This window comes from Saccharolobus solfataricus (genome assembly GCF_900079115.1).
GTDB lineage: Archaea > Thermoproteota > Thermoprotei_A > Sulfolobales > Sulfolobaceae > Saccharolobus > Saccharolobus solfataricus.
Map to the genome: position 1 here is coordinate 2,221,884 of NZ_LT549890.1, position 26,938 is coordinate 2,248,821.

General features: G+C 35.7%; 28 protein-coding genes and 1 pseudogene. 18 read left to right on the forward strand and 11 right to left on the reverse strand.

The genetic code is table 11. The annotated features are described in order from the left end of the window. Positions 1 to 24: 24 nt before the first annotated feature. The 4 genes from SSOP1_RS11865 to SSOP1_RS11880 are packed head-to-tail and all read left to right on the forward strand — an operon-like array spanning position 25 to position 3,921. Entirely contained in the window at positions 25 to 1,725 is a 1,701-nt protein-coding gene (locus SSOP1_RS11865; RefSeq protein WP_009989496.1) for a succinate dehydrogenase flavoprotein subunit, read from the forward strand. A 1-nt stretch (position 1,726) separates the two neighbouring features. Continuing rightward, complete coding sequence (locus tag SSOP1_RS11870; protein WP_009989494.1) at positions 1,727 to 2,677, forward strand: succinate dehydrogenase/fumarate reductase iron-sulfur subunit; 951 nt, start codon at positions 1,727 to 1,729, stop codon at positions 2,675 to 2,677. Positions 2,678 to 2,682: 5 nt separating this feature from the next. Further along, positions 2,683 to 3,555, forward strand: coding sequence for a CoB--CoM heterodisulfide reductase iron-sulfur subunit B family protein (locus tag SSOP1_RS11875; protein WP_009989491.1), 873 nt, complete (start codon positions 2,683 to 2,685; stop codon positions 3,553 to 3,555). After that, positions 3,556 to 3,921, forward strand: coding sequence for a hypothetical protein (locus SSOP1_RS11880; protein ID WP_009989490.1), 366 nt, complete (start codon positions 3,556 to 3,558; stop codon positions 3,919 to 3,921). It begins immediately after the preceding gene. A gap of 87 nt (positions 3,922 to 4,008) precedes the next feature. Here the strand turns inward: SSOP1_RS11880 and SSOP1_RS11885 are convergent, their stop codons facing one another. Both SSOP1_RS11885 and SSOP1_RS11890 read right to left on the reverse strand, forming a co-directional pair. Continuing rightward, the gene (locus SSOP1_RS11885; protein WP_009989488.1) at positions 4,009 to 5,367 is read right to left on the reverse strand and encodes a vWA domain-containing protein; all 1,359 of its coding nucleotides are present in this window, start codon (positions 5,365 to 5,367) and stop codon (positions 4,009 to 4,011) included. Beyond that, positions 5,364 to 6,512, reverse strand: coding sequence for an AAA family ATPase (locus SSOP1_RS11890; protein WP_009989486.1), 1,149 nt, complete (start codon positions 6,510 to 6,512; stop codon positions 5,364 to 5,366). The genes SSOP1_RS11885 and SSOP1_RS11890 overlap by 4 nt, the downstream gene beginning before the upstream one ends. 436 nt (positions 6,513 to 6,948) lie before the next feature. Here SSOP1_RS11890 and ssb point away from each other — a divergent pair, with 436 nt between their 5' ends. From ssb to SSOP1_RS11915, 5 genes are all read left to right on the forward strand, one after another. Beyond that, the gene (gene ssb, locus SSOP1_RS11895; protein ID WP_009989484.1) at positions 6,949 to 7,395 is read left to right on the forward strand and encodes a single-stranded DNA binding protein; all 447 of its coding nucleotides are present in this window, start codon (positions 6,949 to 6,951) and stop codon (positions 7,393 to 7,395) included. Then, complete coding sequence (locus SSOP1_RS11900) at positions 7,392 to 7,673, forward strand: PqqD family protein (RefSeq protein WP_009989482.1); 282 nt, start codon at positions 7,392 to 7,394, stop codon at positions 7,671 to 7,673. Before ssb ends, SSOP1_RS11900 begins: the two co-directional genes overlap by 4 nt. A 25-nt stretch (positions 7,674 to 7,698) precedes the next feature. Then, complete coding sequence (locus SSOP1_RS11905) at positions 7,699 to 9,339, forward strand: molybdopterin molybdotransferase MoeA (RefSeq protein ID WP_009989479.1); 1,641 nt, start codon at positions 7,699 to 7,701, stop codon at positions 9,337 to 9,339. Positions 9,340 to 9,577: 238 nt separating this feature from the next. Next, complete coding sequence (locus tag SSOP1_RS11910) at positions 9,578 to 10,513, forward strand: homoserine kinase (RefSeq protein WP_009989478.1); 936 nt, start codon at positions 9,578 to 9,580, stop codon at positions 10,511 to 10,513. Next, positions 10,497 to 11,627, forward strand: coding sequence for an aminotransferase class I/II-fold pyridoxal phosphate-dependent enzyme (locus SSOP1_RS11915; protein WP_009989477.1), 1,131 nt, complete (start codon positions 10,497 to 10,499; stop codon positions 11,625 to 11,627). Before SSOP1_RS11910 ends, SSOP1_RS11915 begins: the two co-directional genes overlap by 17 nt. On the opposite strand, the gene SSOP1_RS11920 is transcribed toward SSOP1_RS11915, so the two are convergent. Together SSOP1_RS11920 and SSOP1_RS11925 are read right to left on the reverse strand one after the other, a co-directional pair. Beyond that, complete coding sequence (locus SSOP1_RS11920) at positions 11,624 to 11,938, reverse strand: hypothetical protein (protein WP_009989474.1); 315 nt, start codon at positions 11,936 to 11,938, stop codon at positions 11,624 to 11,626. The genes SSOP1_RS11915 and SSOP1_RS11920 overlap by 4 nt on opposite strands. Beyond that, complete coding sequence (locus SSOP1_RS11925) at positions 11,917 to 12,456, reverse strand: hypothetical protein (RefSeq protein ID WP_009989472.1); 540 nt, start codon at positions 12,454 to 12,456, stop codon at positions 11,917 to 11,919. Before SSOP1_RS11925 ends, SSOP1_RS11920 begins: the two co-directional genes overlap by 22 nt. 137 nt (positions 12,457 to 12,593) lie before the next feature. On the opposite strand from SSOP1_RS11925, the gene SSOP1_RS11930 reads away from it, so the two are divergent. Both SSOP1_RS11930 and SSOP1_RS11935 read left to right on the forward strand, forming a co-directional pair. Further along, positions 12,594 to 13,601 carry a DUF1152 domain-containing protein gene (locus tag SSOP1_RS11930; RefSeq protein WP_009989470.1) on the forward strand — a complete coding sequence of 336 codons (1,008 nt, stop codon included), beginning with the start codon at positions 12,594 to 12,596 and terminating at the stop codon, positions 13,599 to 13,601. A 30-nt stretch (positions 13,602 to 13,631) separates the two neighbouring features. Then, on the forward strand, positions 13,632 to 14,174 hold the full coding sequence (locus tag SSOP1_RS11935; protein ID WP_009989469.1) for a hypothetical protein: 543 nt from the start codon (positions 13,632 to 13,634) through the stop codon (positions 14,172 to 14,174). Here the strand turns inward: SSOP1_RS11935 and SSOP1_RS11940 are convergent. The 5 genes from SSOP1_RS11940 to SSOP1_RS11960 are packed head-to-tail and all read right to left on the reverse strand — an operon-like array spanning position 14,133 to position 18,334. Continuing rightward, positions 14,133 to 14,693, reverse strand: a complete 561-nt coding sequence (locus SSOP1_RS11940) for a KH domain-containing protein (protein ID WP_409333409.1) — start codon at positions 14,691 to 14,693, stop codon at positions 14,133 to 14,135. The genes SSOP1_RS11935 and SSOP1_RS11940 overlap by 42 nt on opposite strands. A 5-nt stretch (positions 14,694 to 14,698) precedes the next feature. Then, positions 14,699 to 15,463, reverse strand: coding sequence for a serine protein kinase RIO (locus SSOP1_RS11945; protein WP_009989466.1), 765 nt, complete (start codon positions 15,461 to 15,463; stop codon positions 14,699 to 14,701). 2 nt (positions 15,464 to 15,465) lie between these two features. Continuing rightward, entirely contained in the window at positions 15,466 to 15,792 is a 327-nt protein-coding gene (locus SSOP1_RS11950) for a translation initiation factor aIF-1A (RefSeq protein WP_009989464.1), read from the reverse strand. Positions 15,793 to 15,839: 47 nt separating this feature from the next. Further along, positions 15,840 to 17,054 carry a thiolase family protein gene (locus tag SSOP1_RS11955; protein ID WP_029552515.1) on the reverse strand — a complete coding sequence of 405 codons (1,215 nt, stop codon included), beginning with the start codon at positions 17,052 to 17,054 and terminating at the stop codon, positions 15,840 to 15,842. 14 nt (positions 17,055 to 17,068) lie between these two features. Beyond that, positions 17,069 to 18,334, reverse strand: coding sequence for a tRNA (N(6)-L-threonylcarbamoyladenosine(37)-C(2))-methylthiotransferase (locus tag SSOP1_RS11960; RefSeq protein WP_009989462.1), 1,266 nt, complete (start codon positions 18,332 to 18,334; stop codon positions 17,069 to 17,071). Positions 18,335 to 18,406: 72 nt separating this feature from the next. Here SSOP1_RS11960 and SSOP1_RS11965 point away from each other — a divergent pair, with 72 nt between their 5' ends. From SSOP1_RS11965 to SSOP1_RS11995, 7 genes and pseudogenes are all read left to right on the forward strand, one after another. Further along, entirely contained in the window at positions 18,407 to 18,799 is a 393-nt protein-coding gene (locus SSOP1_RS11965; RefSeq protein WP_231918336.1) for a translation initiation factor IF-2 subunit beta, read from the forward strand. Next, the gene (locus SSOP1_RS11970; protein ID WP_009989459.1) at positions 18,796 to 19,092 is read left to right on the forward strand and encodes a DUF424 domain-containing protein; all 297 of its coding nucleotides are present in this window, start codon (positions 18,796 to 18,798) and stop codon (positions 19,090 to 19,092) included. The genes SSOP1_RS11965 and SSOP1_RS11970 overlap by 4 nt, the downstream gene beginning before the upstream one ends. Positions 19,093 to 19,097: 5 nt before the next feature. Then, positions 19,098 to 19,811: a 60S ribosomal export protein NMD3 gene (locus SSOP1_RS11975; RefSeq protein ID WP_009989458.1), complete on the forward strand. Its 714-nt coding sequence runs from the start codon at positions 19,098 to 19,100 to the stop codon at positions 19,809 to 19,811. Further along, on the forward strand, positions 19,808 to 20,446 hold the full coding sequence (gene rnhB, locus SSOP1_RS11980) for a ribonuclease HII (protein ID WP_063492828.1): 639 nt from the start codon (positions 19,808 to 19,810) through the stop codon (positions 20,444 to 20,446). Before SSOP1_RS11975 ends, rnhB begins: the two co-directional genes overlap by 4 nt. Next, positions 20,440 to 21,495: a TGS domain-containing protein gene (locus tag SSOP1_RS11985; RefSeq protein ID WP_009989456.1), complete on the forward strand. Its 1,056-nt coding sequence runs from the start codon at positions 20,440 to 20,442 to the stop codon at positions 21,493 to 21,495. Before rnhB ends, SSOP1_RS11985 begins: the two co-directional genes overlap by 7 nt. A gap of 49 nt (positions 21,496 to 21,544) precedes the next feature. Continuing rightward, positions 21,545 to 23,396: pseudogene (locus SSOP1_RS11990) on the forward strand (type II secretion system F family protein). A gap of 23 nt (positions 23,397 to 23,419) precedes the next feature. Then, positions 23,420 to 25,153, forward strand: coding sequence for a type II/IV secretion system ATPase subunit (locus tag SSOP1_RS11995; protein ID WP_063492901.1), 1,734 nt, complete (start codon positions 23,420 to 23,422; stop codon positions 25,151 to 25,153). Here the strand turns inward: SSOP1_RS11995 and SSOP1_RS12000 are convergent. Both SSOP1_RS12000 and ppa read right to left on the reverse strand, forming a co-directional pair. Further along, complete coding sequence (locus SSOP1_RS12000; RefSeq protein WP_009989452.1) at positions 25,134 to 26,414, reverse strand: glycosyltransferase family 2 protein; 1,281 nt, start codon at positions 26,412 to 26,414, stop codon at positions 25,134 to 25,136. The two genes, SSOP1_RS11995 and SSOP1_RS12000, sit on opposite strands and share 20 nt — an antisense overlap. Further along, positions 26,411 to 26,929 carry an inorganic diphosphatase gene (gene ppa, locus SSOP1_RS12005; protein WP_009989450.1) on the reverse strand — a complete coding sequence of 173 codons (519 nt, stop codon included), beginning with the start codon at positions 26,927 to 26,929 and terminating at the stop codon, positions 26,411 to 26,413. Before ppa ends, SSOP1_RS12000 begins: the two co-directional genes overlap by 4 nt. Positions 26,930 to 26,938: the final 9 nt, after the last annotated feature.

The following is a 26,938-nucleotide window of genomic DNA, read 5'->3' on the forward strand; positions in this document are numbered from 1 at the left end:
ACTATTACGCAAATATAAACATGTATGGAAAAGATCGAATACGACGCTGTTGTAATTGGAGGAGGACTAGCAGGATTAATGAGTGCACATGAGATAGCCTCTGCTGGTTTTAAAGTTGCTGTTATTTCAAAGGTATTTCCCACGAGATCGCATTCTGCAGCAGCAGAAGGTGGAATAGCAGCCTATATTCCTGGGAATTCAGATCCAAATGATAACCCAGATTATATGACATACGATACAGTTAAAGGCGGAGATTATTTAGTTGATCAAGATGCAGCGGAATTACTTTCCAACAAATCTGGAGAAATAGTAATGTTACTAGAAAGATGGGGTGCACTATTCAATAGGCAACCGGATGGCAGAGTTGCAGTCAGGTATTTTGGAGGACAGACCTATCCGAGAACTAGATTTGTTGGAGACAAAACTGGAATGGCACTGTTACATACACTTTTCGAAAGGACTTCTGGTTTAAATGTAGATTTTTACAACGAGTGGTTCTCTTTAGACTTAGTTACTGATGATAAGAAGGTAGCTGGTATAGTGGCAATGCAAATGAAGACATTAACTCCATTCTTCTTTAAGACTAAGGCTGTCGTATTAGCGACTGGAGGAATGGGAATGTTATATAGACATACAACAAATAGCTACATCAATACTGGCGATGGCTTTGGCATAGCATTAAGAGCTGGAGCTGCATTAAAAGATCCAGAATTTGTACAATTTCATCCAACAGCACTCTACCCATCAGACGTTTTAATTAGTGAGGCTGCTAGAGGTGAAGGAGCTATATTGAAAAATATAAAAGGAGAAAGATTTATGACGAGATATGCTCCTAAAAAGCTAGATCTAGCACCTAGGGATATAGTTTCAAGAGCAATAATTACTGAAATAAAAGAGGGAAGAGGATTCCCTGGTGGGTATGTTGGTCTGGATTTGACTCATTTAGGTGAAGAATACATCAAAGAGAGATTAGCTTTAGCTGTGGAAGCGGCAAAAAGCTTTGCAGGTGTTGATGCGTTTACTGAACCTATTCCAGTAAGACCTGCTCAACATTATTATATGGGAGGAATAGACGTGGATATAGAGGGTAGGAACCCTGATATTGTGGGGCTATTCTCTGCAGGTGAAGCAGCTTGTGTATCAGTACATGGTGCTAATAGATTAGGTTCTAATTCACTTCTGGATACTTTAGTATTCGGTCAAGTTACGGGTAGGGCTGTGGTTCAATTTCTCAAGTCTAATTCAAGTAATCCCACATCAAATTATGAGAAAGAAGCTGAGAAAGTTGTTGATGATGCTTATAAGTTAGTAAAAAGTGAGAGTGGCGTGCATTTTGGTCAAATACTAGAAAAACTAAGAGACACGATGTGGGATTATGTGGGAATATATAGAGATGAGGGTGGACTACTTAATGCGATGTCTGAGATAAACAAATTAAGAGGTATGATTAGCAATATGTATGTGACAGATAAGAGTAAAGTCTATAACACAGAATTCTTTAACGCCCTAGAATTGAGGAATATGTTAGATTTAGCATTCGTAATAGCTAAATCAGCTTTAGAAAGAAAAGAGTCAAGAGGAGCGCATTATAGAACGGATTATCCGGATAGGGATGATAATAATTGGTTAAAACACACAATTGCGTATTTAAGGGGTAATACGGTTGAGGTTACATTCAAACCAGTTAAGATAACCAGATGGAAACCAGAACCTAGGGTGTATTAAAATGACTCAGTCTCAAGAGGAAGAAGTTATATTAAAGGTAAAAAGATTTAACCCAGAAAAGGGATATTGGTGGGCGGAATATAAGCTGAAGGTTGATAGATTTACGCAATTCACAGAGGCACTAAGGAGAATAAAAAGTGAACAAGATCCTACGTTATCCTATAGGGCATCATGTCATATGGCAGTATGTGGAAGTTGTGGGATGAAAATCAATGGTGAACCTAGATTAGCTTGTAAAACCTTAGTTTTGGATGTAGTCAAAAAATACAATAATAATGTAATAACAATTGAGCCAATGGATTATTTCAAACCAATTAAGGACTTAATAGTTGACTGGGATGAGTTTTACGAAAGGATGTTTAAGATAAAACCCAGACTATATCAAGCTAAGGAGGTATTAGAGGGTAAAGCTGAGCATAGACTTAAACCAGAGGATCAGAGAGAGTTATGGAAATTTGCTCAGTGCATATGGTGCGGGTTGTGTGTCTCAGCTTGTCCAGCGGTTGTAATAGATCAGCAATTTTTAGGTCCAGCTGCTCATGCTAAGGGTTATAGATTCTTAGCAGATCCAAGGGATACGATAACTGAAGAGAGAATGAAAATACTAATTGATAGTTCATGGCGTTGTACTTATTGTTATCAATGCTTTAATGTGTGTCCCAGAGATATAGAGCCAGTAACTGCAATAAAGAAAACGAGAAGTTTCACTAAAACATACAAAGACAAATCGGAAATAGCGGAAAGAGGTGAAAAGCATGTTGAAGCCATTCATGAATCTATATTAAAAACCGGGAAGCTCGCAGAGGCACCAGTATATTTAAAGACCTATGGGGTACTGCAATCGCTTGTCGATCTAGTGTACATGTCAAAGACAGGGAAGCTTAAATACGCATTAGTTCAAGAGAGACCTGTACAAAATATAAACGAAATCAAAAAGATTATAGGTGAGTGATAGGAATGAAAATAGCTTATTATCCTGGATGTGCAACCCATGGTCTATCTAAGGATGTAGATATAGCCACAAAAAAGGTAGCAGAAGTACTTGGGGTTGAGCTAGTTGAAGTACCAGATTGGAACTGTTGTGGTGGTGGATTTTATGATGAGTATGACGAAGTTGGTCATGTAGCCCTTAACTTAAGGAATTTATCGCAAGTAGAAAAGATGGGTCTTACGAAAATGGTAACACCATGTAGCGTGTGCCTTCATAGTCATAGATTAGCTACATATAAATATAAAGAGGATAAAGATATAAAAAGGAAGACTGATAAAAGACTAGAGGGCACTTCAGTTAAATATGAGGGAAAAGTCGATGCAGAACACATAGTTTGGGTTCTGTTAAGAGATGTAGGATTAGAAAATATTAAGAAACACGTTAAGAAACCTCTGACTGCACTTAAAGTAGGCACTTATTACGGATGCCAAATGTTAAGACCAGAGCAAATAATGGGATTTGAGAAGGCTTATAATCCCAGTAGTTTATCTGAACTAGTTGCAGTTACTGGGGCTACACCGGTTCCTTTTCCTGCCATGACCTCATGTTGTGGATTTCCACTAGTTGGAAGTAATCCTAAAGGCGCTTTGAAGTTGGCATTTAACGTTCTTAATAGCGCTAAACAGTCTGGAGCTGATTTAGTAATACATCCATGCAGCCTATGTCACCTTCAGTTGGACTCCTTACAGTTAAAGGTTAAGGCTGAATTTAACATAGGTTGGACTATGCCTGCAATATATGTGACGCAGCTATTGGGTTTATCCTTCGGTTTCAGTCCTGAGGAACTAGGAATAGGAAAGCTTGCGATTGAGGTACTACGAAGTAAGGGAGTGATATGAATGAGTGAGGAAATCAAAAAAGTTATTCAAGATATTGGGGGAAAGCCAGATGAATGGGTTAATGTTTCCGAAAGGCCAGGAAAGGAACCATTTGCGAAGGAACTCAATTATAGTCTCGAGGATTATTTCTGGGGTAAGGTTCATGTGAGGAACGAAGGGGATATTTATGTTTTAGTGATCTCAAAGGACGTATTCAATTGGAAAGAAAGGATAAAGGATTTGAAACTTAATGGAAATGTTATTGATGCGGCTGGAGGTCTGATGTGGATTCAAGAGTTTAATATCCAAGGGTTAAAAAGAGATTTCGAGTTCTTAAAGACTTTCATAGAAGATATAAGGAAGCAAAAACAACAGAAAACTTCATAATTTTTTATTATATACTTATATGGCCATACTCAGCAGACACCCGCGTGTCCCGTGGGAGAGTGAAGTTGAGGCCTCCTCTTTTTCTTTTTAACTTTCCACTACTTTCAACAAGTCTTCGTGGTCTAATTTATAGGTTATTAAATACTCATCGGATACTCTTCTAAGATCAGCATTATCTCCCCTAATCATGACACTTATTAGTTGAGAGTTGGCCTCTTTTAATGATCTTCTCACAGTAGTTTCTGCAATTTTATCTTCTCCATCTGTTAATAATATTATTTCACTTACCCCTTTAACATGACCTTCCTTTATGTCTTCGCAAGCAGATATTATTGATCTGCTTATATCTGTACCACCTCCTCCTCTAATTTTCCCTATATACTCTATCATTTTTATGACGTCTTTGCTCTTGGCATTCTTCTGAACTTTAATTAATGGATACGGAATATTGTCGAAGAATCTGAGGTAGAAATCTCTATTTTCTCTTTTTGCTCTACTGTATAATGCTAGTGCTACAGCTTTGGCCCATAATATTTTCTCTCCATCCATACTTCCCGATTTATCAAGTAATAGATATATGGGGCCTAATGTTTCTTTAATCTGTTTTTGATATAATAACAACTGGCCTTCTGCTAGTTTCAAGTAAAAGAGCATATCTGGTAGGGCCAATTCGGAGTAGACTATCCTTTCAATATCACTTCCCTCTTCATATCCGTATAATTCACCTTTCGAGAATCTAGTTGTCCTCCTCTTTGTAATACTACCTAATTTTGGAATACCACTTAAAAACTCCAAGATCTTCTTAATTTCAGTATTCCTTGCGAGTCTTAACACTTCATGAATCTCTCCTTCAAACGTTAGGACGCTTCCAGTGCCTGCTCCATTCCCTCCAACGATCTTTTGCATGTTTCTCACTGAATTGGCATCCTCTATGGCCTTAGACATTGCCTTCTCATGGGCTTGCCTGAGGACCTTTTCCATAGATTGTTGATTGGAATTCTTTTGTTCTTTCCCTTCTTTTGAAGAGCTTCCTTTCATTAAACCGTTTAGTATCTCTTCAGCCGCTTCCCTCTCCTCCATAGATTGGGAGGTCTTCTTTATTCTTTCTAACTCCTCAATAAGATTTTGGACGTAACTCACGGTTAAAGCTAAGCTCACAGCAGAGTTCACAATTGAGTATTCCCTGTTTTTTAGAACTATGTCAGAAGATAGAGTGGAATTTACTAATGAATAAGCTATCTCTTGGTTCTTTTCTATTTCACTTTTTCCTTTGGTTATTGGCAATGGTAAATAGTGCACGTAATAGGTGTCAACTAAAAACGTTTCATTTAATTGTACATCTCTTCCTAGTAATTTTTTCAAAGTATATGATATTCTTTCTCCTCTATATTTAACTAGAGGATCTCTATAGTCTATTCCTCTTAATACACCTTCCTCTTCACTCATGGATAAATCCCTAATTTTCTAGCCACTTTTTCTATTAATTTGTCTATCTCACTTAAAACTTCTTTGGAAAACTCTTCAACTTTCTCATCTCCACTTTCTTTGCCTAAAGCTACTATTCTATCTCTAGTTGCCCTTAGACTTCTAATCAATTCAATTAGTCTAGGATCAGACTCATTCGCTGCTTCGACATATTTCGCAGCTTCCTTAATGTTATTATATATCTCATTCAATTCTTTCATATATTTAATTGGTGTCTTTAACTCTTCAGATAATAATGCAGCTACTTTTTCAAAGTCATCTATTTCCCTTGGAGCTATATATTTTAAAACTATTAGATCTTCCTCAGTAGCCTTCAGTCTACTATTCAATATTGCATGCGCAGAAACCACTTTTAGAACTTTACCCTTTCTTCTATCTGATAAGTGGATTCCCTTTTCCTCAAGCATTGCATATAGTTTCAATAATTTGTTCTTAACTCCAGACAAATCAACTTGGGATAAGTATGAATATAGCTTATCTAAATGCTCTATGTTCATTATTGGTTCCTTGACAGCCCATCTATTGGTAAATTCTATTTCCCATGTCGCATCTAACAGCTGTTTCCATAGCTCCTCTCCTACTGGTCTAGCGTAATGCCTTAAAAGTAATCTATCGTATAGTGCCTCCAACTCTGGTTCATCTGGTACTCTATTGCTTGCTGATATTAGTGTCCTTAAAGGTACCTTTATCACGTTATAACCATCATAAATTACTCTCTCGTTTAACAATGATAATAAAGCGTTAAGGATTGCAGAGTTTGCATTGAATATCTCATCTAGAAATGCTATTTGGCTCTCTGGTAGTCTATCTTTTGTAATTCTTTTATATTGTCCATCTTTTAGGGCATTTATATCAAGTGCTCCAAATAATTCTGCAGGTTCAGTGTATTTCGTTAATAGGTACATGAAGAATTTAGCGTTTAACAATTCTGCAGCTCTTCTCGCTAGAGCCGATTTCGCGGTACCAGGTTCTCCTATTAGTATTACATGCTCTTTACTAAGTAAGGCTAATGTAATCACTTTTGCTTCTTCTTCCCTTCCTATAAACGGTGCCATTAAAGCTTCCATGAATTTCTTGGGTAATTCAAGTAATGTCTTTTCACTCAATTTTATCCCATTCTTAACTTCTCAATTTTAGCTTATAAACAAAAATTAAGAACGGTCTTATACGAAGAAGGGGAAGAACTCTTATCCTTTAAGGTGGAAAAACCAGATCTAACCCAATTTCTTTGACATTCCTTATGTGGCTCTAATACTTTTATTTCCTGATTTTAAGTAATATTGAGAATCCTTATTCAACTGTTAACATATAATAAATAGTATAATATAATGAAAAATATCTATTGGCTATAGTCACTCTGCACATTCCTTTAATTCAAGATTTATCTTGTACACAATTTAAAATTCTTAGGATCATATATCAACTTACTTCTCTTTCCTTTTCCCCTTCATGTTTAATACTTTTTAACATCCTTTCATTAACACATAGATTTATAAATGGATAAAATGATATTTGAAATAACAAATCTGTGAGTCGAGTCGAATGGAAGAAAAAGTAGGTAATCTAAAACCAAATATGGAAAGCGTAAATGTAACCGTAAGAGTTTTGGAAGCAAGCGAAGCAAGACAAATACAGACAAAGAACGGTGTTAGAACAATCAGTGAGGCTATTGTTGGAGATGAAACGGGAAGAGTAAAGTTAACATTATGGGGAAAACATGCAGGTAGTATAAAAGAAGGTCAAGTGGTAAAGATAGAAAACGCGTGGACCACCGCTTTTAAGGGTCAAGTACAGTTAAATGCTGGAAGCAAAACTAAGATAGCTGAAGCTTCAGAAGATGGATTTCCAGAATCATCTCAAATACCAGAAAATACACCAACAGCTCCTCAGCAAATGCGTGGAGGAGGAAGAGGATTCCGCGGTGGGGGAAGAAGGTATGGAAGAAGAGGTGGTAGAAGACAAGAAAACGAAGAAGGTGAAGAGGAGTGAATTTTGAAGATGTGAAAGATAAAAAACCAAAGAAGATAGGCGAGTTGATTGATAGGAGCGAAGAGAGTGATAATTACATAGTAAAAGTGGCTGAAGACAAAGTATACGAGCTTGCTCCTATAGCTTATTATATTTGGGCTATGTGTGATGGTAATAGAAGTGTGGATGAAATAGTTAATGAATTAAGTAAAGAGGCAAATTTAGATATATCACAAGTACGTGACCCCGTAGTAATGGTATTAGACGAGTTAGAAAAGGCGTCACTCATAACTTTTTAATCCGTATAAGATATTGTTTTTTTATATGAGAGTATTTGTTAAGGATGAATTGTTATACTCAATAGAGGAAGCGATAAGAGTCTATTTATCATCACTAAATTTCATCCCTAAAACTGTAGAAGTAGAAGTAAAGGACTCTTTTGGATACGTGTCAGCAGAAGATCTGAACTCGCCAATTGACTATCCTCCATTTTCAAGGTCTAACGTAGATGGTTATGCCTTAAAGTCCTCATGCACTCCCGGAGAACTGAAGGTGATAGATAGAATAGAAATTGGTGAATTTAAAGAAGTTCACATAAATGAGTGCGTAGCTGTTGAAGTAGATACTGGAGCAATCATCCCAATGGGTGCGGATGCCGTAATAAAAGTTGAAGATGTCAAAATAATAAGTGGTAATCTCATAAAAGTAGACAAAAAAATGACTTTTGGCCAAAATATTGGGTGGATAGGAAGTGATATTCCTAAAAATTCAATTATATTGAGAAAAGGTGAAGTGATTTCCCATGAGAAGATTGGCTTGTTAGCGTCATTAGGAATAAGTAAGGTAAAGGTATATGAAAAGTTAAAGGTATATCTAATTGCAACGGGAGATGAACTTGTTGAACCTGGTAACTCCTTGTCCCCAGGCAAAATTTATGAGTCTAATCTACATTACCTATATTCTAAGCTTAAACAAAATTATCAAATAGTTGGTCTTTCATTACTTAGAGATGATATAGAGAGCATTAAAAATGAGATAAAGAGAGCTATTTCGCTTGCTGATGTTTTGATACTAACCGGTGGCACTAGCGCTGGAGAAAAGGATTTCGTCCACAGAGCTATAAAAGAGTTAGGTAGTATAATAGTTCATGGTATAAAGATAAAGCCTGGAAAGCCGACCATTTTAGGAGTAGTAGATAACAAGCCGGTAATTGGATTGCCTGGGAATATAGTATCTTCAGTTGTAGTTTTTGATACGGTTATCTCAGAAATTCTGAGAAATCTCTATCCTTCCCGCAAAGAAATTGTTGAATTAGGCAAAATTAAAGCTAAGTTAGCACTGGGGACTAAGGCTGATAAATATAGAAATACTCTAATTCCAGTCTATTTGTTTAAAAGTGTTGATAGTTCCTATTACGCACTTCCAGTAAAGTTCGAGAGTTATATGATAGGTACTTTTTCCTTAACTGAGGGTTATATAATGCTTAATCCAAACGAAGAAATCGAAGAAGGTAAGGAAGTTGAGGTTAACGTGAAGAAGTTTGATGATTCGATATCTATTATAGGAGAAGAGGATAAGAGGATTCTAAATTCAGATACGAAAAATGTATTGCTGGGTTCCTTGCCTGCAAAAAAAGCTATAGAATACAAATTTGGAGATGTTGCAGTTATTAGTTCGTTGTATTCTTCATCAGTAGATAATTATGATAGGGTTTTCTGTAGGCAAATTTTAGTTAATGGTGAGGGAGAGGAAATAGGTTATGACGATTGGATTGGGATGTCCAAAATCGTAAAGAACCCGGTAGTGAAGTTAAGATCTCCTTCCACAATTTACTCGTTATTAGGAAAGGCTAAGGTTTATGCTCCAGAAGGCTATATTATTGGTAAAAAGGTATTCGAGGAATGTCTATACATGATAGGAATTAGTGAAAGAGGCAAGAGGTATCTAAGCACGATAAAAGTATAAATAATAATAGGCTTAATTTGGAGTAATGCTCTAAAGTATTAAATTAAAGATATAACTAGCTCTCTATCAAAGTTAGGTTATATGATCGATAGCTGTTACCGACAGTATCCGATAAACTATGAACCTTTCATCTAATATTATCCATTATTGCTATATCTCTCTTCGCTATTGGATAAGCGGATGTTATATGCCTCCACAAGATAATAAGAAATTTATAAGTACTATTATTATTTAAGTTGTGGAGTGTAAAAGGGCTAGGGCGTATTCCAGTTCGGCTAATTTAGGTTCGGGCTTCGACATATTATCAATAGCACATACTGCGTTTTTTGACACTGTGGAAATATGTGTTGAGAATAAGAATTTAAATAACATTATAGTTGAAAGTAATTCAAAAATCCCACTAGAACCAAATAAGAACTCTGCTACTTATCCAATAGTTAAGATTATGGAGGAAATAGGGATAAAGGCTAGCCTTAAAGTTAGAGTAATAAAGGGTATTCCAGAGGGTTTAGGATTAGGGAGTAGTGGAGCATCGGCTGCTGCTGCTGTCATGGCGTTCAATAATCTATTTAACCTAAACTTGTCTAAGGAGGATCTTGTCAGATATGCAATGTATGGAGAGATCGCCTCTTCTGGGTCTCCTCATCCAGATAATGTCGCCGCTAGTGTTTTTGGCGGAGTTGTGTCTGTAGTTTCCGTTAGTCCGGTTAAAGTTGTTGAAATACCTATAAATTACTCATTTGATATTTTGCTTTTCACCCCATTAAATGTGCATATTGAAGAGAAAACTAAGAAAGCTAGGGAAATGGTACCTAAAACAGTTACACTTTCTGATTATATAAATAATTCGAGATATATATCGTCATTACTTCTTGGTTTCATTAAAGGGGAGAGGGAGTTGATAAGATTAGGTTTAAACGATAAAATTGTAGAAAAGGCAAGACTTCCCTTATTCCCTTACTATCCTAAAATTAAAGAGGTTGCGATAAAATATGACGCAATAGGCGCTTGCGTAAGTGGTGCAGGTCCTTCAATCCTAGTTTTGACCGATAAGATGACCGATGAAAATAAAATTGTAGAAGAGGGAACTAAAACTTGTAATGAATTCAATGTTGAATGTAAAGTTATTAAAGCCAAGATTGCTGGAGGTGTAGGGATTGAAGGACGCGACTAGAGCAGTAAGGGAAGACATAGATGACTTAACTGGTGCTATAACTACTCCTATATATCAGACTTCTGCCTATCATTATCCCGAGGGAGAAAAATATAGATATTCTAGGGAATCAAATCCTACTGTTCTAGAGCTAGCTAAGAAAATAGTAGAACTTGAGAACGCTGAGATGGGTATTGCGTTTTCTTCTGGGATGGGAGCTATCTCCACTACTGCCCTAGCACTGCTAAAGCCTGGAAATAGTGTTTTGGTTCATCGTGACATGTTCGGGAGGTCCTATCGTTTCTTTACAGACTACCTTAAAAACTGGGGTGTTAATGTAGAGGCATCATATCCTGGGAACAATAATATTATAGAGAAAGCAAAGTCTAAGAGGTATGATGTAATATTTGTGGAGAATATCACAAATCCACTATTAAGGGTTATAGATGTCGCTGAATTATCCAAGGTAGCAAAGGAGCAAGGAAGCATATTGATTGTAGATGCGACTTTTTCTACCCCAATAAATCAAAAGCCATTGGAGTTAGGAGCTGACATAGTAGTGCACAGTGCGTCGAAGTTTTTGGCTGGACATAATGACGTAATAGCGGGATTAGCTGCTGGTTACAGTAAGTACTTAAATGTTATAGATCAAATGAGAAGGACTTTAGGAACTTCTTTAGATCCTCATGCAGCATATCTAACTTTGAGGGGTATTAAGACTCTTAAAATAAGGATGGATGTTATCAATAGGAATGCGGAGCAAATCGCTGAATTTTTAGAAGGACATCCTAAAGTCGTAAAAGTATATTATCCTGGTCTTAAGTCTCATGTGGATTACGATATAGCGAGAAAGGTTCTTAAAGGATTCGGAGGCGTTTTAAGTTTTGAAGTAAATGGAGGTCAAGAAAGTGCGTTAAAAGTAATGAAATCACTTAAGTTGATAATCCCTGCACAAACGCTTGGTGGGGTTAATTCTGTTATATCACATCCGGCCACTATGTCACATAGGACACTTAGTTTAGAAGAAAGAAAGATAGTTGGGATAACTGATAGCCTCCTCAGACTTTCCGTTGGAATAGAAGATGTAAATGACTTGATAGAGGATCTAGATAGGGCATTGAGCACTTTATACTAGATTATTGTTCTTATTTCATGTCTTAATTCTTCCTCTAACATTTCTCTTATCTCTCTTCTGTGTACTCTGCTTAAATGTAAATAAAGTCCTTTTTTTGTGAAGGGTCCTCTATTACATAATTTACAATATAATAAATTATTATTCTCATAAACTAGCCAAAAAGATACTTTATCTATAACGTTCAAAGCCAATTTCTTTGAGGAAATTCCAACCAACTTAATTATCTCATCGTCCTTGACCATCATTTTACAAGCTTTCTTAACGCTAGGATCAATCAATTTTTCTGCAATTATTGTAATTCCACTGTCCATTTTTCATCCCATACTGAAGCAATGCCTATTGAAACTGTGGCTAATGCTATTAGTCTGTTGGCTCTTTTCTCCAAGTTAGTGAAGTCAAAGAATTGTTTCACATCATTTATGTCTATTCCCAATACCCTTAGAATCCTTTCCACTTTAACTTCCAATTCTAATATTTCAGTTTCTAATGTTCCTATATCTAGTTTTCTCTTAACATCTATGATGAAATCTAATATATCCCCTAATTCATTTTCACTTATTTCATTAAAGACACTCGTTATCTTCCTTCTAACCTTTGAGCCTATAACTTCTGCCATCCCTGGAGAATAGTCGATTGGTGATAATTTAGAAATCCACAGATCAATATATTTCATTATGGTATTCCTCACTTCCTCACTCTCCCCTTCCAATTCAAGCACTATGGATGCAGCAGCCAGTATGTGAGCTAATGCCTCACCTACTCTTAGCTCCTCCTCGTAAGTAGTAAACATGTCGATTGACGAATTTTTACTATCAATTTCCGTGCTCAAGATCTATTCCCTACCTATTGTGCTTTGCGGATGAAAATATGAGAGAGAGATCAGATAATACTAAATCGCCGGATGGTATGATGTGATAGTGGTATTATTAGGATAACTTAAAGTATAAAGTAGGAAAAGATTTAAATATGAAAGCATTTGTTTTCGGGATTGGCGGTGGAGGTGACGTAGTATCTGCAATAGTTGCATATAATTACTTAAGGAAGTTAGGTTACGACGTTTTGCTTGGTTCAGTAGTTTGGGAAAGATATGTAGAGGATCCTATACCAGGACCCATATGTTTTGATAACATAAGAAACGGTGTTTTAGTAAATCAAGGTCTATACAAGGTTAATAGGGATACCTATGCGATTAGAGGCAATAGGCGAGTAGTACCTCAATTAGTAAGAGCTGTTAGAGCATTAAATTTAGGTGAGGCTTATGGAATTTGTAATAAAGATGGGGTAATAGGTCTTTATTCATCATTAAAAGAGTTTGTAAATAAGGAAAAAATTGACCTAATAGTAGGAGTAGATGCAGGAGGTGATGTACTGGCCAAGGGTTGTGAGGAAACTTTAGGTAGTCCACTCATTGACTTTATCTCTTTAGCATCGCTTGTCAAGTTAGAGGAAGATGGCTATAATGTTATGCTAGGAGTTATAGGAAGTGGCAGTGATGGAGAGTTACAATATGATTACTTTCTTAAACGGATCAGTGAAATAGCTTCGTTAAATGGTTTGCTAGATATTAAAGGTTATGATAGGGAAACAGCGAATCTAGTGGGGAGGATTTTGAATGAAGTTACTACTGAGGCATCAAAGATTCCTTTTGATGCATTCAAAGGATTATACGGAGAGATAACCATTAGAAACGGTACAAGAAAGGTTCTAGTTACTCCAATATCTGCTGTTATGTTCTTTCTTGACCCCATTAAGATAGCCGAGACTAGTCCCCTTTACAGCCTTGTTAAAGATTCTATTTCAATTGATGATGCTAAAAAGAATCTTAATGAAGTTGGTATATATACTGAATATAATTTTGAAGAGGATTTATATAACGAATTTGGTTTAAACGCTTCTCATGCTTCTGCATATGATGTGGATAGGATTAGAGTAGAAGGTAAGAGGAAATTGGGAGGCGTTAAAATAAAGTGCTAGATTTTTATTATTGCATATTTATATTGCTATGTGGATCTGATTCATGAACTAAAGTCAGAGTATGGCTTTGACGAAGATGAGATAAGTTACGCATTATCTAGGGCTAGGGGTATTATATTTGGGTTTGCCATGGAGTATAGGGCTAGGCGAATATTACAAGAAATGAATTTTGAAAACATAAGATCAGTTGATATGCCAACTCACGATATAGAAGCGGAAAAAGATGGTGTAAAGTATTATGTGGAAGTAAAAGCTAGCAAGAAATCTCCTACGAGGGAATACAGTGCCTATAAGGTAGCGATGATAGCATTATTAGATGGGGTACACTTAACCTTATCTATGATACCTAAGCCAAATCTTCTTTTAACTGAAGAAATCCTTAGTGAACCAAAAAGAATATTATATAGATTTTTCAAACTGGCCTATTTGAAACAATTGGAAGAGCTGAAAGTATTTTTAGAGAATGAAAAAAATAAAGAAGTTTTAGACTCGTATTCTAATGTGATAAGGACTATTAGTAATAGGTATCACTTATCCATTATCCTTGATCTCGCTAATCCCTTTTCTTCTTAATTTAGAAGTTTTATATATTATCAGATCCTTTTCTGCCTTATCTAGGAACTTGTAAACTGAGGAATGCTCTTTCCCATCAATCAGAAGCTCTATCGCCTTTTTAGCTATTTGAACTTGATCGTAAGGTCCCAATACTCCTATGTAGTGGCCGTAAATGGAAATATCTACTCCAGTATACTCTTGTATTATTCTCTTAGTTTTTCCATTTTCTCCTATTATTCTTCCCTTTACTCTTCTTATCGTATCTGGATTACTTCCTATAAGAGCTTTCAAATCGATTACATCTAAAGTATACTCATCGCTAAGCAATCTGAAGGCCGATTGCTCATCGAATCCTAAACCTATTGCTCTTATTACAGAGACAGCCTTAAGAGTTTCGTACTGATTCTGTCCCTTAGGTAGTATATTAAAAGTTTTTGTTCTTTCATCATATATAATTTTAGTATCAGTAAATTGTTCTAGTTTCCCAATCACTTTTTTAACTACTTCTAATTTTTCATCTTCTACCGTGATGAACAAGATTATCAATCCCCAGTAACTCCGTATTTTATCAATAACTCTTCTGTAGGCCTTATATTTATTCCTTTATTCTCAAAAAATCTATTTATGTTATCTAGGTCCCTTTTCAGTAATGTGATTGCATCTTCGTAATCTATTGGAACTGCTTGACCTACATCGATTATATAACATTTATTATCATAAACTATTACGTTATATTCACTTAAGTCTCCGTGAATCAATTTAGCTCCTTTTACCATAATTTCCACTTGTTGAATTAAGTCCTCATACAATCCTTGTGTAATCTCCTCGTCACTTAGCTCCTTCAAAAGGGGAGCTCTTATACCATTTTCCCCAATAAATTCCATCACGAGAACGTTCTCGAAAACCAGAATAGGTTTTGGTACTCTGGTTCCAGCCTCATATAGTCTACTAAGATTTTTGAATTCCTTTTTTGCCCAAGTATTAATAAGTTGTTTAGTGTTAGTTACTTTTATGTCTTCGAACCTTATATCACCAATAGTATACTTCTTAATAGCTCTTTTACTTTGAGCTGTAGATGTATAGTATATCTTTACTGCATAATACGTATCATCAAAAGTCCTAGCAGGATATATCCTAGCTTCTTTCCCAGACGATATTGCACCTAAATACTCCTTAATGTTTAATCGTCTAGCTATTTGAATCAAATTTAGATATGTCCTATAATCTATTGTAGAATCTACTACTTTAAAAAGATCTTCATCTTTGCGTCTTTTTTCATCTTTAGTTTTCTTCGGTAATTCTGTCAAATTTATCCTCTTAACTGGTCAATTACTTCTCTACTTATGATATTCTCGTTTACAAGTCTTTTTATTTCATCGTTTCCATACTTATACAATATATCACAACGATTAGGTTGAAAATCCCAAATACCTACAAGTACTACGTCTCCTTCTCTCATCCACATCTTCTTCCTTATTTTACCAGGTATTCTCGCTAATCTCTCCTTCCCATCCATACATAATACTATTAAGTGATCCCCACCTAACATCTTCTTAACTACACATATTGTCTGTCCCTCTTCGGGTCTTGGCACATCTCTACTAGGTGCTTCCTGCGCTCTATCTTTCTTAGGCAACTTATTTATTCACCTGCAATAGTCTATTCTCATATATGCATAAAAAATTACTTCATCTCTTTCAAGAGTTCGATCGCAATCGCAGTTGATCCTCCAATTCCATGACATATACTGGCTATTCCTCTTGTTCCATGCATTTTAGATAACACGTTCAAGAGAGTTACTATAATTCTAGCACCACTTGCACCTATTGGGTGACCTAACGCTATAGCCCCTCCAAATACGTTAAGTCTATCATAAGGTATTCCTAGGTATCTATTTATTAGAACATTATTTACGGCAAATGCTTCATTATTCTCAAAATAATCGAAATGGTTTATATCGGTATCTAATTTGCTTAATAATTTTTTAATAGCAAAAATTGGTGCTTCAGTAAACCTCCAACTTTCTATACCAACCCAACTATATCCTAGAATTCGGGCTATAGGTTCTATTTTAAGTTCCTTAGCAGCTTTTTCGCTCACTAGTACCAACGCTGCGGCACCATCAGATATTTGAGACGAATTTCCAGCAGTGTGTAGACCATCATCAGTAAATGCTGGAGGTAAACTAGAGAGCTTATCTAAACTGGTATCGGCTCTTATTCCCTCATCAGTATTAATTACCTTTCCATCAGCTTTAATTTCGACAATTTCTGACTTAAAGTATCCATTAACCGTAGCCTTATGAGCTCTTAGATGACTTTGATAAGCAACTTCATCCAACTCCTTCCTTGAAATGTTATGAGATTTTGCTACCATATCAGCCTCTTGTCCCATTACTTTATACTGGAAGGGATCTGTTAATCCATCGTATAACATAGTATCAATGAGCTCAATATTTCTATTCATTAGCATTTTCACACCCCATCTAATATCAGATTTTATGGCAAACATTGCTTGGCTCATATTTTCCGTTCCACCCGCAACTATTATATCAGCATCTCCAGATTTGATCATCTGTGAAGCAGTAATTACGCTTATCATCCCTGAAGAGCAAACCATATCCACAGAAAATCCGTCTATCTCAAATGGAATCCCAGCACTAATTGCGCACTGTCTGGCTATATCTTGGCCATGCCCAGCTCTTAGGACGTTCCCCATAATTGCCATATCTATCTTCCCAGGTTCCACATTAGCTCTTCTTAACGCTTCTCTAATTACTATTGAACCTAAATCTACTGGTGAGAGGTTTCTTAAAGCACCGCCAAACTTTCCAATAGGCGTTCTAACAGCCGATGCAATATATACACTTTCGGGCATACTGAATATACATTCCTCTATAGGGTTTAAATTTTTTAAGCAAGAATCCCACGCAAATCATAGAATGATGCTTCAGTTATTTTAACATCATACCATTTTCCTAATTCTACATTTTCAGATCTAATCACAACTGGGATGTAATTCATTAATCTTCCTATCACTGATCCCTTACGACCTAATTCTGTTGTAATAACTCTACTAGTACTTCCTACATAATCTAAATGAATAGATAATGCAAGATCCTCATATAGTTTATTAGCTATTTGAATTCTCTTTTTCTTTATACTATCTGGAACTTGAGGCATTGACGCACTTCTAGTATTTGGCCTTATGGAGTACATTGCTAGGTGTATTCTTTCAAATCTTAATTCCTTCATAAGCAATAACGTGTTATTAAATGCCTCTTCATCTTCTCCGGGGTGGCCTACAATTATATCCGTGGTTATGTTAACAAATGGTATTTTATGTCTTATTTCACTTATCAACTCTTTATATTCATCTACAGTATATTTTCTGTTCATTAGTTTTAATACTCTATCATCTCCACTTTGGACGGGTAAATGTATGAACTTATATACCTTTGGGTTTCTTATAGCTTCTATTAGATCATCCATTATCCTCATAGCTTGTTCTGGTGTCATCATGCCTATCCTTATCATGAAGTCTCCATCTATATCCGCTACTTTATTTACTACATCAACTAAACTTATAGATCCCCCTAAATCTAATCCATAGGCTGCAGTATCTTGACCAGTCAATTCTATTTCTCTAGCACCAGATTGTATAGCATCTCTTGCAGCGTTAACTATTTCTCTCAATGGATAGCTTCTCAACTTCCTCCGAGCTAATTTAGTTATGCAGAAGCTGCAGTTGCCCGCACATCCATCAGCTACTGGGATTATGGCAATTTTTCCATCAAAGGTCCTAGGGGTTATAAGTGCTCTATCACCCTCAATAACTATTTTACGTTCTTCTGATTTTACTATATCAACTATTCTTTCAACGGATTGGGGACCTATTAATGATGCATTTGGGGCTATGGAAAGAACTGTAGCTGGTTCTGCACTACTCATACACCCCGCTACTACTAATTTTTTAGATAACGTGTTTAACTCCTTAATTCTTTGTTTCATTCTCTCTTCAGTTTCTAGTCTTACTGCACAAGTATTCAGTATAATTATATCGGCATTCTCTGGGTTTTCTACAAAATTATAACCCTCACTTTTAAGCAAAGTCATCATTACGTAAGTATCTGCCCTATTTAGTGCACATCCATATGTCTCAACGTAAATGTTTTTCATTATTCTTCAATAGTATTTTAAACCCTATTTGCTTATAGGTTTAATGTGAGTTCAGAAAAAGAATACGTAGAAATGCTTGATAGGCTATACTCGAAATTACCAGAAAAAGGACGTAAGGAAGGTACACAATCATTGCCTAATATGATAATACTCAATATAGGAAATACTACTATAATTAGAAACTTTGCGGAGTATTGTGATAGAATTAGAAGAGAGGATAAAATATGTATGAAATACTTGCTAAAGGAACTAGCTGCACCCGGTAACGTAGACGATAAGGGCGAACTCGTAATTCAAGGAAAATTCTCCTCGCAAGTAATAAATACCTTAATGGAAAGATTTTTGAAAGCATATGTTGAATGTAGTACTTGTAAAAGCCTAGACACTATTCTAAAGAAGGAGAAGAAGAGCTGGTATATAGTTTGTCTAGCATGTGGCGCTCAAACACCAGTGAAACCACTATGAAAGTGCTTTTAAATATAATTAGAGCACAAGGCATGACACTAATAAATATATGTCAAGAGGAATTATTAGGAAAAGTATTCAGAGAAGGAGAGATAATACTTGATATTAGTGAGAAATTTTATGGGGGAGAGTCTGTGGAATTAGATTACGCTCTTTCACTAATTGATGAAGCTACAGTCATGAGTATTGTAGGGAATTATGCGGTAGAAGAGGCAATAAGGAGAGGGTTAGTACATAAGGACTCAGTGATCAATGTGGCTGGTATAAAATTTGCTCAAGTTTATAATGTGTGAAATTTATGTCAGGAAAATTCTGTGTATTATGCGGAAAGCAAAATGTTGACCTAATAGATTCGCTATGTGTAGATTGCTATGTAAAGTCTAAAAAATTGATAGAGACGCCTAAAAGGGTAACCGGAAAGTATTGTAAGATCTGCGGTGCCCAGTGGATTAGAGGTAAGTGGATAAGAACATCAGCAACATCATTAGCTTCCGTAGTGGAGGATATTATAGCAAGAGAATTAGGGAGTAAGATGAGGATTGACAAAAACGTGGATGAGTTCGCATTTGATATAAAGAGCATATGGAAGGATCCAAGTGGTAATTCTTTTGCGACTATTGAGTTTAGAGGTAAGGTAAGAGGTAAATCATTTTCCCAAGAAGCTGTAATAAGCTTAGAAATGGAAAGGGAGCTGTGTGACTCATGTTTTAGGAAGAAGACACGATATTATGAGGCTATAGTTCAACTTAGGAGTAAAGGTAAGATTGGAGTCGATGATAAAAAGAGAGCGTTCTTCGAATCCTTTTTCTCTACAAGTATTGTAGATAATATTTCCGATGTTATTGAAGGTAGAGAGGGTGTTGATTATTATTTTATGAGTAAAAGTGTTGCAAGAAAGCTTGTATCGATGATATCTTCTATTGTGGACGTTGAAGTTAATGAGAGTTATCAGAATGAAAAGATGAAAAACGGTAAAAGGGAGGCAAAACTAGTTATTTCATTGAGGATATGAGAGTAGGCATAGATGAAGCAGGTCGTGGAGCGTTAATAGGTCCAATGATAGTTGCAGGTGTAGTTATAAGTGATACGAAACTAAAGTTCCTTAAAGGTATTGGAGTAAAGGATAGTAAACAATTAACGAGAGAAAGAAGGGAGAAATTGTTCGATATCATTGCGAATACCGTAGAGGCTTTCACAGTAGTTAAAGTCTTTCCTTACGAAATAGATAATTATAACTTGAACGATCTAACATATGACGCAGTATCTAAGATAATACTATCACTTTCATCTTTCAATCCTGAGATAGTAACAGTTGATAAAGTGGGAGATGAGAAGCCCGTTATAGAACTTATCAATAAGCTGGGTTATAAGTCAAATGTAGTTCACAAGGCGGATGTCCTATTTGTTGAAGCAAGTGCAGCAAGTATTATAGCTAAAGTAATAAGGGATAACTATATTGATGAGTTGAAACAAGTTTACGGTGATTTTGGGAGTGGATACCCTGCTGACCCTAGAACAATAAAGTGGCTTAAGTCCTTTTATGAGAAGAACCCAAATCCACCCCCTATTATCAGAAGATCATGGAAAATTTTACGTTCTACTGCTCCATTATATTATATAAGTAAAGAGGGTAGAAGGTTATGGTAACGAATTTACCTGCCGAAGCTAAGGCTAAGTGGCTAAAGGTAATGGACGCAAAGACTCCAGAGGAGAAGTTCCAAGCCCTACAAGAATTTCTTAAGGAAGTTCCTAAGCACAAGGGGACTGAAAATTTAGTGTACTGGGCAAAAAGGCGAATGGCCGAGTTAAGAGAAGAAATGGAGGTAAGAAAGAGCAAGAAAAGTGGAGGTTTTTCGTTATTTGTTGAGAAAGAGGGTGCAGGCCAAGCGATTTTGATAGGAGATATGCTTCTTAGATCATTTATAATGAGAAAACTTACTAATGTAAAACAGGAATTTAATGAGTTACCAGTGCCTGGTATGGTTAAATATGAGGACGTACAGATTCAGTTAGTTAATCCACCTAAGAGCCTACCACTCTCTAAGACAATAGGTCTAATAAGAAATGCAGATGAGGTTATCATAGCTATAAATAATAAGGAGGATCTATCTCTTATAAAGAGTCTCCTAGAAGATAATAATATTCTATTAAGAAAACCTAAGGGAAGGGTTGTAATAGAGAGAACTAGATATGGAATTTCTGGTATTAGAGTAGTAAATTTAGGTAAACTGATAGGTATTGATGAGAAAGTAGTTAGGGATTATATAGAGAGTTTCGGAATTAAATCAGCAATAGTAAAGATAATAGGCGAGGTCACCTTAGATGATATAGAAAAATCAATGTTCGAAGCTGTTAGCTACAAGCCTACAGTAGTGATCTCTAAGGATAGGTTCGACACTGGCGAGTTACCAATGTTAACTATCGACCAGATAGATAAGTTGCCTAAGCATTTGTTCGATATGTTAGAAGTGATCAGAGTTTACACTAAAGAGCCTGGTGAAGAGCCAACTAAGGATCCTTTAATACTCAAAAAGGGGTCTACAGTTCTAGACGTGGCAAGGAAACTGCATTCGTCATTGGCTGAAAATTTTAGGTATGCTAGAGTCTGGGGAAAATCGGTAAAGTTTCAAGGACAGAAAGTGGGTCCGTCACATATTCTAGAAGATAGAGATATTGTTGAGATACATGTAAAATAGGATTTTCTATATAAATTTAAGTATAGGTTTATGAGAAAGTAACACTAGAATGAGTATATTTAATAGACGTAATAGCAGGCAATATGTTAACAAGCAAGGTCCATCAAAAATCGAATTACTATTTTACAATTCCAGTATAATCGATAGTTTAGCTAAAAGCATAGGCGTAAAAATGAAAAAAGCGGGCATAAATCAAGATCCACGTTTATTTGCATCTAGGCTATTTCTTACTCTTATACTTTCAATTGTAATTTCCGTAATGTTAGTAGTGTTTGCTGTAAGGTTCTTTGAGCTATATAGATTAACGTTGCTTACAAAATATTTGGCAGGGTTTTTAACTATGATGATATTTGGCATAATAATACCACCTATTGCTTATTTGATACAAATTCTCCAGTTATCACAATCAACTGAAAATAGAAGAATAGGTTTAGATAGTGAAGCTCCAGCATTCGCTGCAGTATTTAATGTTTTCTTAAGGTCTGGGTTAAGTGCAAGATATGTTTTCGATTACTTATCTAAATCTACAGCAATGCAATACGCTAGCCAAATTGCCTCATATGTTAATAAGAGAGTTAAATACCTAGGAGAAAGTGTAGAAAGTGCAATAGTTGAATCACTAAACTACTCGCCTTCGAAGATATTCAATGAATTTTTAACGACTTATGTTACTGCAGTCAGAACAGGTGCACCAGTTCTAGAAACAATGGAAGCTAAGACTAAAGATATCCTCAAGAATATAGAAACTTTAGCGTCTACTGCTGCGGAGAACTTGTCCGGCATAGCTGAAGGTTTCGTAATTTGGCTATCATCAGGTTTCATCACATTCTTTCTCGTTTTACTATTACAAGCAATATTTCCATCTCTCTTCGGTTCAGTCCCATTCCCAGTAATGGCTATTTTCGCAATGATAATGATACCATTAATAAATCTATTGTTCATATGGGTTGTTGACCAAACTCAATTTAGATTCCCTGAGAGATCCTTAAAAGCATACAAAGTATTTTATGTTACATTTCCTATAGGGTTGATTATCTCTTTTATCATACTGTATTTGATAAAGGAACCAATACCTCTTCTTTTTATACCTCCTTTTCCTAAATGCTGGTGTACAGCAAATACCATTCTCTGTATTAGCATTTACAATAGGTCTATTAATAGCTGCGATACCTCCAGCAGTAATTGCCATGAGAGAACTAAAGGAAGGAACGGGATATGATGTTTATGTTGTATCTTTTCTTAGGGCGGTTGCTGAGGGATTAAGAGCTGGACTAAATCCAGCTACAGTAGTTAAAAACCTAAAGGATTCTCCAGAAATGGGGAAGTTTAGAGACATACTAAATACTATATACGCTTATTCTCTATTAGGAGTGCCTATAAAGGATGCCTTTAAGATAGCTTCAGAGAGAATATTGGACTTTTCTAGCAAGGTTTCTTTAATTTCACTAGCAGATATGATAGAAATTGGTAGTTTAACTCCGGAAACAGTCGAATCATTAGCCGAGCAAGTTGACGCTCAAATAAGGATAAGGAGAAACTACAATGCGAAAATAAGAGTGTTATTATACGCTCCTTATATTGGTATTATTTTGGCATTGGTGGCATCTATTCTATTAGGTAACGCTATGTTTACTCTAATATCTCATCAGTCCTATTCCTTTGCTTATGGACCATTATCTAGCGCTACTGTGGTCTTACCTAAGTCCCTTTACGTAATTTCCATTTCAGCGCTCTTTAATTCATTTTTAGCTGGATTATTAGTGGGAAAGATAGGATATGGTAAAACAGCAGCAGGATTTACTCATGCGGCAGTTTTAGTAGTTATTACCGCAGTGCTGGTAATCATTTCATTACATATATCACTAATACCTTCTATATCTCCTTCCTCGACATCTTTATAACCTAGATGGGGGAGTGGTATATAATGAGTAAAATTTTCAAGTTCCCCTTACAGATCGGTAGAGGTAGCGTTAAGCAATTACCTATCACAGATCTTCCTATAACGCTTTACCCAGTTACACCTTTGCCCGAAGAGGTTACAACGATTGTCGCGGATTATGAGGTTAATATCCTAAATTTAGTCCCGGAGGATATTAAGTCAAACCTAACTCGAAATAATATTGAACTGATATTACCAAATCCTCATGTCTTCATTACTTTTGATGAGAGAAAAGGTATCTACAAATATGTTTTATTAGAACCACCGGTTAATGAAATGATCTATAATATCTACAATATATTTATAGAGGAAGTGGAGAGAGAACTGCTTTCTAAGAATCCCTCTTTAGATCTTGCAAAAATTATATTCGAACTGGATAAGAAAAGGTCAGGTCTTAAAATTATCCAAGAGAAGAGAGGAGATATCTACGTTTTGAGTACAAATGCTAGAGTTACTTTGTACTATTTATTAAGAAACATGTTCGGATACAACGTATTAACCCCACTTGTAGCTGATAAAAATATAGAAGATATTTCGGTTCCTGGTCTAAATAATCCAGTCTATGTATATCATAGAAGTTATGAATATATTCCAACTAATATTATATTTACTAAGAACATGCAAGTATCTCCACAACTTAATATAATGATAGATGGTGAGGAACTGCTAGATCAATTGGTTCTAAGAATGCTTTCTACTACAGGTAAGTCAATTTCTGTTGCTGAACCAATACAAGACGGTATGTTACCAAATGGTGATAGGGTTGCCGCAACATTTAGGCGCGAGGTATCAGCCAGTGGTTCTTCAGTAGTAATAAGAAGATTTAGCGAAAGGCCTATCACAATACTAGATTTAATTAATTCTGGTACCCTATCTCCAGAACTAGCAGCATATCTATGGTATGGAATGGATCTGAGAATGAGTGTCATGTCAATAGGAGTTACCGGGGCCGGAAAGACCACTTTACTTAATGCAGTTCTAAATCTAGTAAAAGAAAGCATGAAGATCGTCTCCATAGAAGATATTCCAGAAATTAGATTAGCCCATACTAATTGGGTTCAGCTATACGCTAGGCCAGCATATGCAGGAGTAGGTAAAGAGATTTCATTAATGGATCTGCTAAAATTATCCCTCAGATACAGGCCAGATATAATAGTTGTAGGTGAGATAAGAGGGCAAGAGGCTTACGTATTATTCCAAGCGATATCAACTGGACATGGAGGTGCTACGACATTCCACGCGTATAATACCGACTCTGCAATAAAGAGGCTCATGAATGAGCCCCTAAATATTCCACAAGAATGGATACCTATGATGAACATAATAATGACAATTAGGAGGTTACCAGTATATATAGGAGAAAAGATAGTCCTAAGAAGACGTGTTGTAGCAGTTGATGAAATAGTTAGTTGGAACGACTATAGAAGGGTCTCGAGCTGGGATCCAAAAAGTGATGCGTTTACAATTAATCTAGATGCTGCCAGAGTGTTAAAAAATAGAATAGAGGAAGCTGGTCTTAATCTAGATGACGTGAAAAGAGAAATGGAGAGAAGAGCATTATTCCTAAAGTTGTTAGCGTCTTCCAGAGAGATAATACAAAATGAGGAGAGTTATAAGCTTGTGAAGAGCTATATAATAAAATACAGCTTAAAACCCGAAGAAGCTCTAAAAGAGGCTCAAGCAATGGCTAGGACAAAAACTATAGAGTTAAAAGAATAAGTGAAAACAAAATTATTAATAAAGATGAAATTGTGTTATTGAAAAGACTATTAATATATGCCATTATCGCAAGAATAATCCCTAATATTTTTATACTCAAGATTTCTTCTTCTTTCCCAACTAGGCTTTTGGGTGTAACTTTCCATTTAAACCTGACTTTGAATATTCCTTGAATGTAGCCGATAAGAGAAGCAATTAGGGTTACAATGCCACTTTTATAATCTCCCTTAGGTTTTATCAGAGCTATGTAAATTCCATTCGAGACTAGTATTGGGATTAGTGAGGTAAAGACATAAAAGTAGTTTATATTTAATATAAACTGTATTGAGATAATAATAAGAAATAGTAGTAGGTATAGGGGGTAAATTCCCCACTGTTGTGAGTATATAAATCCCTCAATTCCCCTTATTCCTAATTTAAACAATCTCATGCTGTAAGAGATCAATTCTCCAGAACCATAAGCCCATCTTTTAATTTGGTTATATAAATCAGTATGGGTATAGGGAGCTAAGGTATAAACTGTGATGTCATCAACGTATTTTACTTTAATATTACTCAGAGCAAGTCTAATACCTAGCTCTAAGTCTTCTGCTACGCTATTTTCTTTCCATCCACCTATCTTCCTTAAAATATCTCTCTTTATTCCGAATGCTGAACCATTTGCAAATATTATTAGACCTAACTTGTCTCTAGCCTTGAATAATGCGTTCATTACAAATTCATTGGTATATGAGTATATCTTTTGAACTTGTGTATTAACATCTCTAACTTTTAATCTAAACGCAACCGCATCGTAGTCAAGTTGAGAAATTTTACGTAAAAAGTCCTTTTCGACCCTGGCTTCTGCATCCAGATACACTAACATTTCAGCATCAGAAATATTAGTGGCGAAGTTTAGTGCTCCAGCTTTTCTTCCCTTGTTTTCTGGTCTCCTTATAATTACGAAATTGTCCGGAAGTTTATCTAGTGATTCTATAATTTTTTTAAAAGTCTCCTCTGTATCATCAGATACTATAATAACTTTGTAAAATCTATAGTCCAATCCCGATAGGTTATTAATTAGTTCTTTAATCGTCTTTTCATCTTCGTCTTTTATTGCAACGATTATGTCTATTCTTTTGTTAGAATTTTTATCATTTTTAGTAGAAAATTGTATAATGTTTTGATTAGAAACTTTATAGTAGAATGCTTGAAGGAGTATCCATAAAGATGTAAAAAATGATGATATAAAAAGCAAAATTTCAAAAATTTCCCTTATCATCCTTGTTTCTTTCTCTCAATCGCTTTTTTAATTCTTTCCTTAGCCTCAGCTACGCTTCCCCATCCGCTAATCTTTACCCATTTATTTGGCTCTAGTTCTTTATAGTGCTCAAAGAAATGTACGATCTTATTTCTAATAGCCTCCGGAAGATCTTTAACATCGTTAATATTAGAAAATGACGGATCCGTCTTATTTCTTGGCACTGCTATTACCTTGGCGTCTTCACCTTCCTCATCCCTCATGTAAATCATTCCTATAGGTCTTGCTTCTATCACTGTACCTGGCATTAGTGAGTAATTTCCTAGGACTAATACGTCTAATGGATCCCCATCTTCTTCTAAAGTCTCTGGAATAAAACCATAATTAAATGGATATACCATTGATGTATATAAAACCCTATCTACTTTAATAATGTCCTCTTCTTCATCGTATTCGTATTTAATATTTGAACCCATAGGTATTTCTATGAATACATTTATTTCATCTGGGGCCTTTTTCCCAGGGCCTAATTTCATATCTTTTCA

Excerpts from the sequence above, each read along its gene's own strand:
- SSOP1_RS11880 (WP_009989490.1), top strand. The coding sequence starts at position 3,556 with ATGAGTGAGGAAATCAAAAAAGTTATTCAAGATATTGGGGGAAAGCCA.
- SSOP1_RS11960 (WP_009989462.1), bottom strand. The coding sequence starts at position 18,334 with ATGAAAAACATTTACGTTGAGACATATGGATGTGCACTAAATAGGGCA.
- ssb (WP_009989484.1), top strand. The coding sequence starts at position 6,949 with ATGGAAGAAAAAGTAGGTAATCTAAAACCAAATATGGAAAGCGTAAAT.
- SSOP1_RS11865 (WP_009989496.1), top strand. The coding sequence starts at position 25 with ATGGAAAAGATCGAATACGACGCTGTTGTAATTGGAGGAGGACTAGCA.
- rnhB (WP_063492828.1), top strand. The coding sequence starts at position 19,808 with ATGAGAGTAGGCATAGATGAAGCAGGTCGTGGAGCGTTAATAGGTCCA.
- SSOP1_RS11985 (WP_009989456.1), top strand. The coding sequence starts at position 20,440 with ATGGTAACGAATTTACCTGCCGAAGCTAAGGCTAAGTGGCTAAAGGTA.
- SSOP1_RS11995 (WP_063492901.1), top strand. The coding sequence starts at position 23,420 with ATGAGTAAAATTTTCAAGTTCCCCTTACAGATCGGTAGAGGTAGCGTT.
- SSOP1_RS11965 (WP_231918336.1), top strand. The coding sequence starts at position 18,407 with ATGCTTGATAGGCTATACTCGAAATTACCAGAAAAAGGACGTAAGGAA.
- SSOP1_RS11875 (WP_009989491.1), top strand. The coding sequence starts at position 2,683 with ATGAAAATAGCTTATTATCCTGGATGTGCAACCCATGGTCTATCTAAG.
- SSOP1_RS11975 (WP_009989458.1), top strand. The coding sequence starts at position 19,098 with ATGTCAGGAAAATTCTGTGTATTATGCGGAAAGCAAAATGTTGACCTA.
- SSOP1_RS11930 (WP_009989470.1), top strand. The coding sequence starts at position 12,594 with ATGAAAGCATTTGTTTTCGGGATTGGCGGTGGAGGTGACGTAGTATCT.
- SSOP1_RS12000 (WP_009989452.1), bottom strand. The coding sequence starts at position 26,414 with ATGATAAGGGAAATTTTTGAAATTTTGCTTTTTATATCATCATTTTTT.
- SSOP1_RS11920 (WP_009989474.1), bottom strand. The coding sequence starts at position 11,938 with ATGGACAGTGGAATTACAATAATTGCAGAAAAATTGATTGATCCTAGC.
- SSOP1_RS11970 (WP_009989459.1), top strand. The coding sequence starts at position 18,796 with ATGAAAGTGCTTTTAAATATAATTAGAGCACAAGGCATGACACTAATA.
- SSOP1_RS11870 (WP_009989494.1), top strand. The coding sequence starts at position 1,727 with ATGACTCAGTCTCAAGAGGAAGAAGTTATATTAAAGGTAAAAAGATTT.
- SSOP1_RS11885 (WP_009989488.1), bottom strand. The coding sequence starts at position 5,367 with ATGAGTGAAGAGGAAGGTGTATTAAGAGGAATAGACTATAGAGATCCT.
- SSOP1_RS11905 (WP_009989479.1), top strand. The coding sequence starts at position 7,699 with ATGAGAGTATTTGTTAAGGATGAATTGTTATACTCAATAGAGGAAGCG.
- ppa (WP_009989450.1), bottom strand. The coding sequence starts at position 26,929 with ATGAAATTAGGCCCTGGGAAAAAGGCCCCAGATGAAATAAATGTATTC.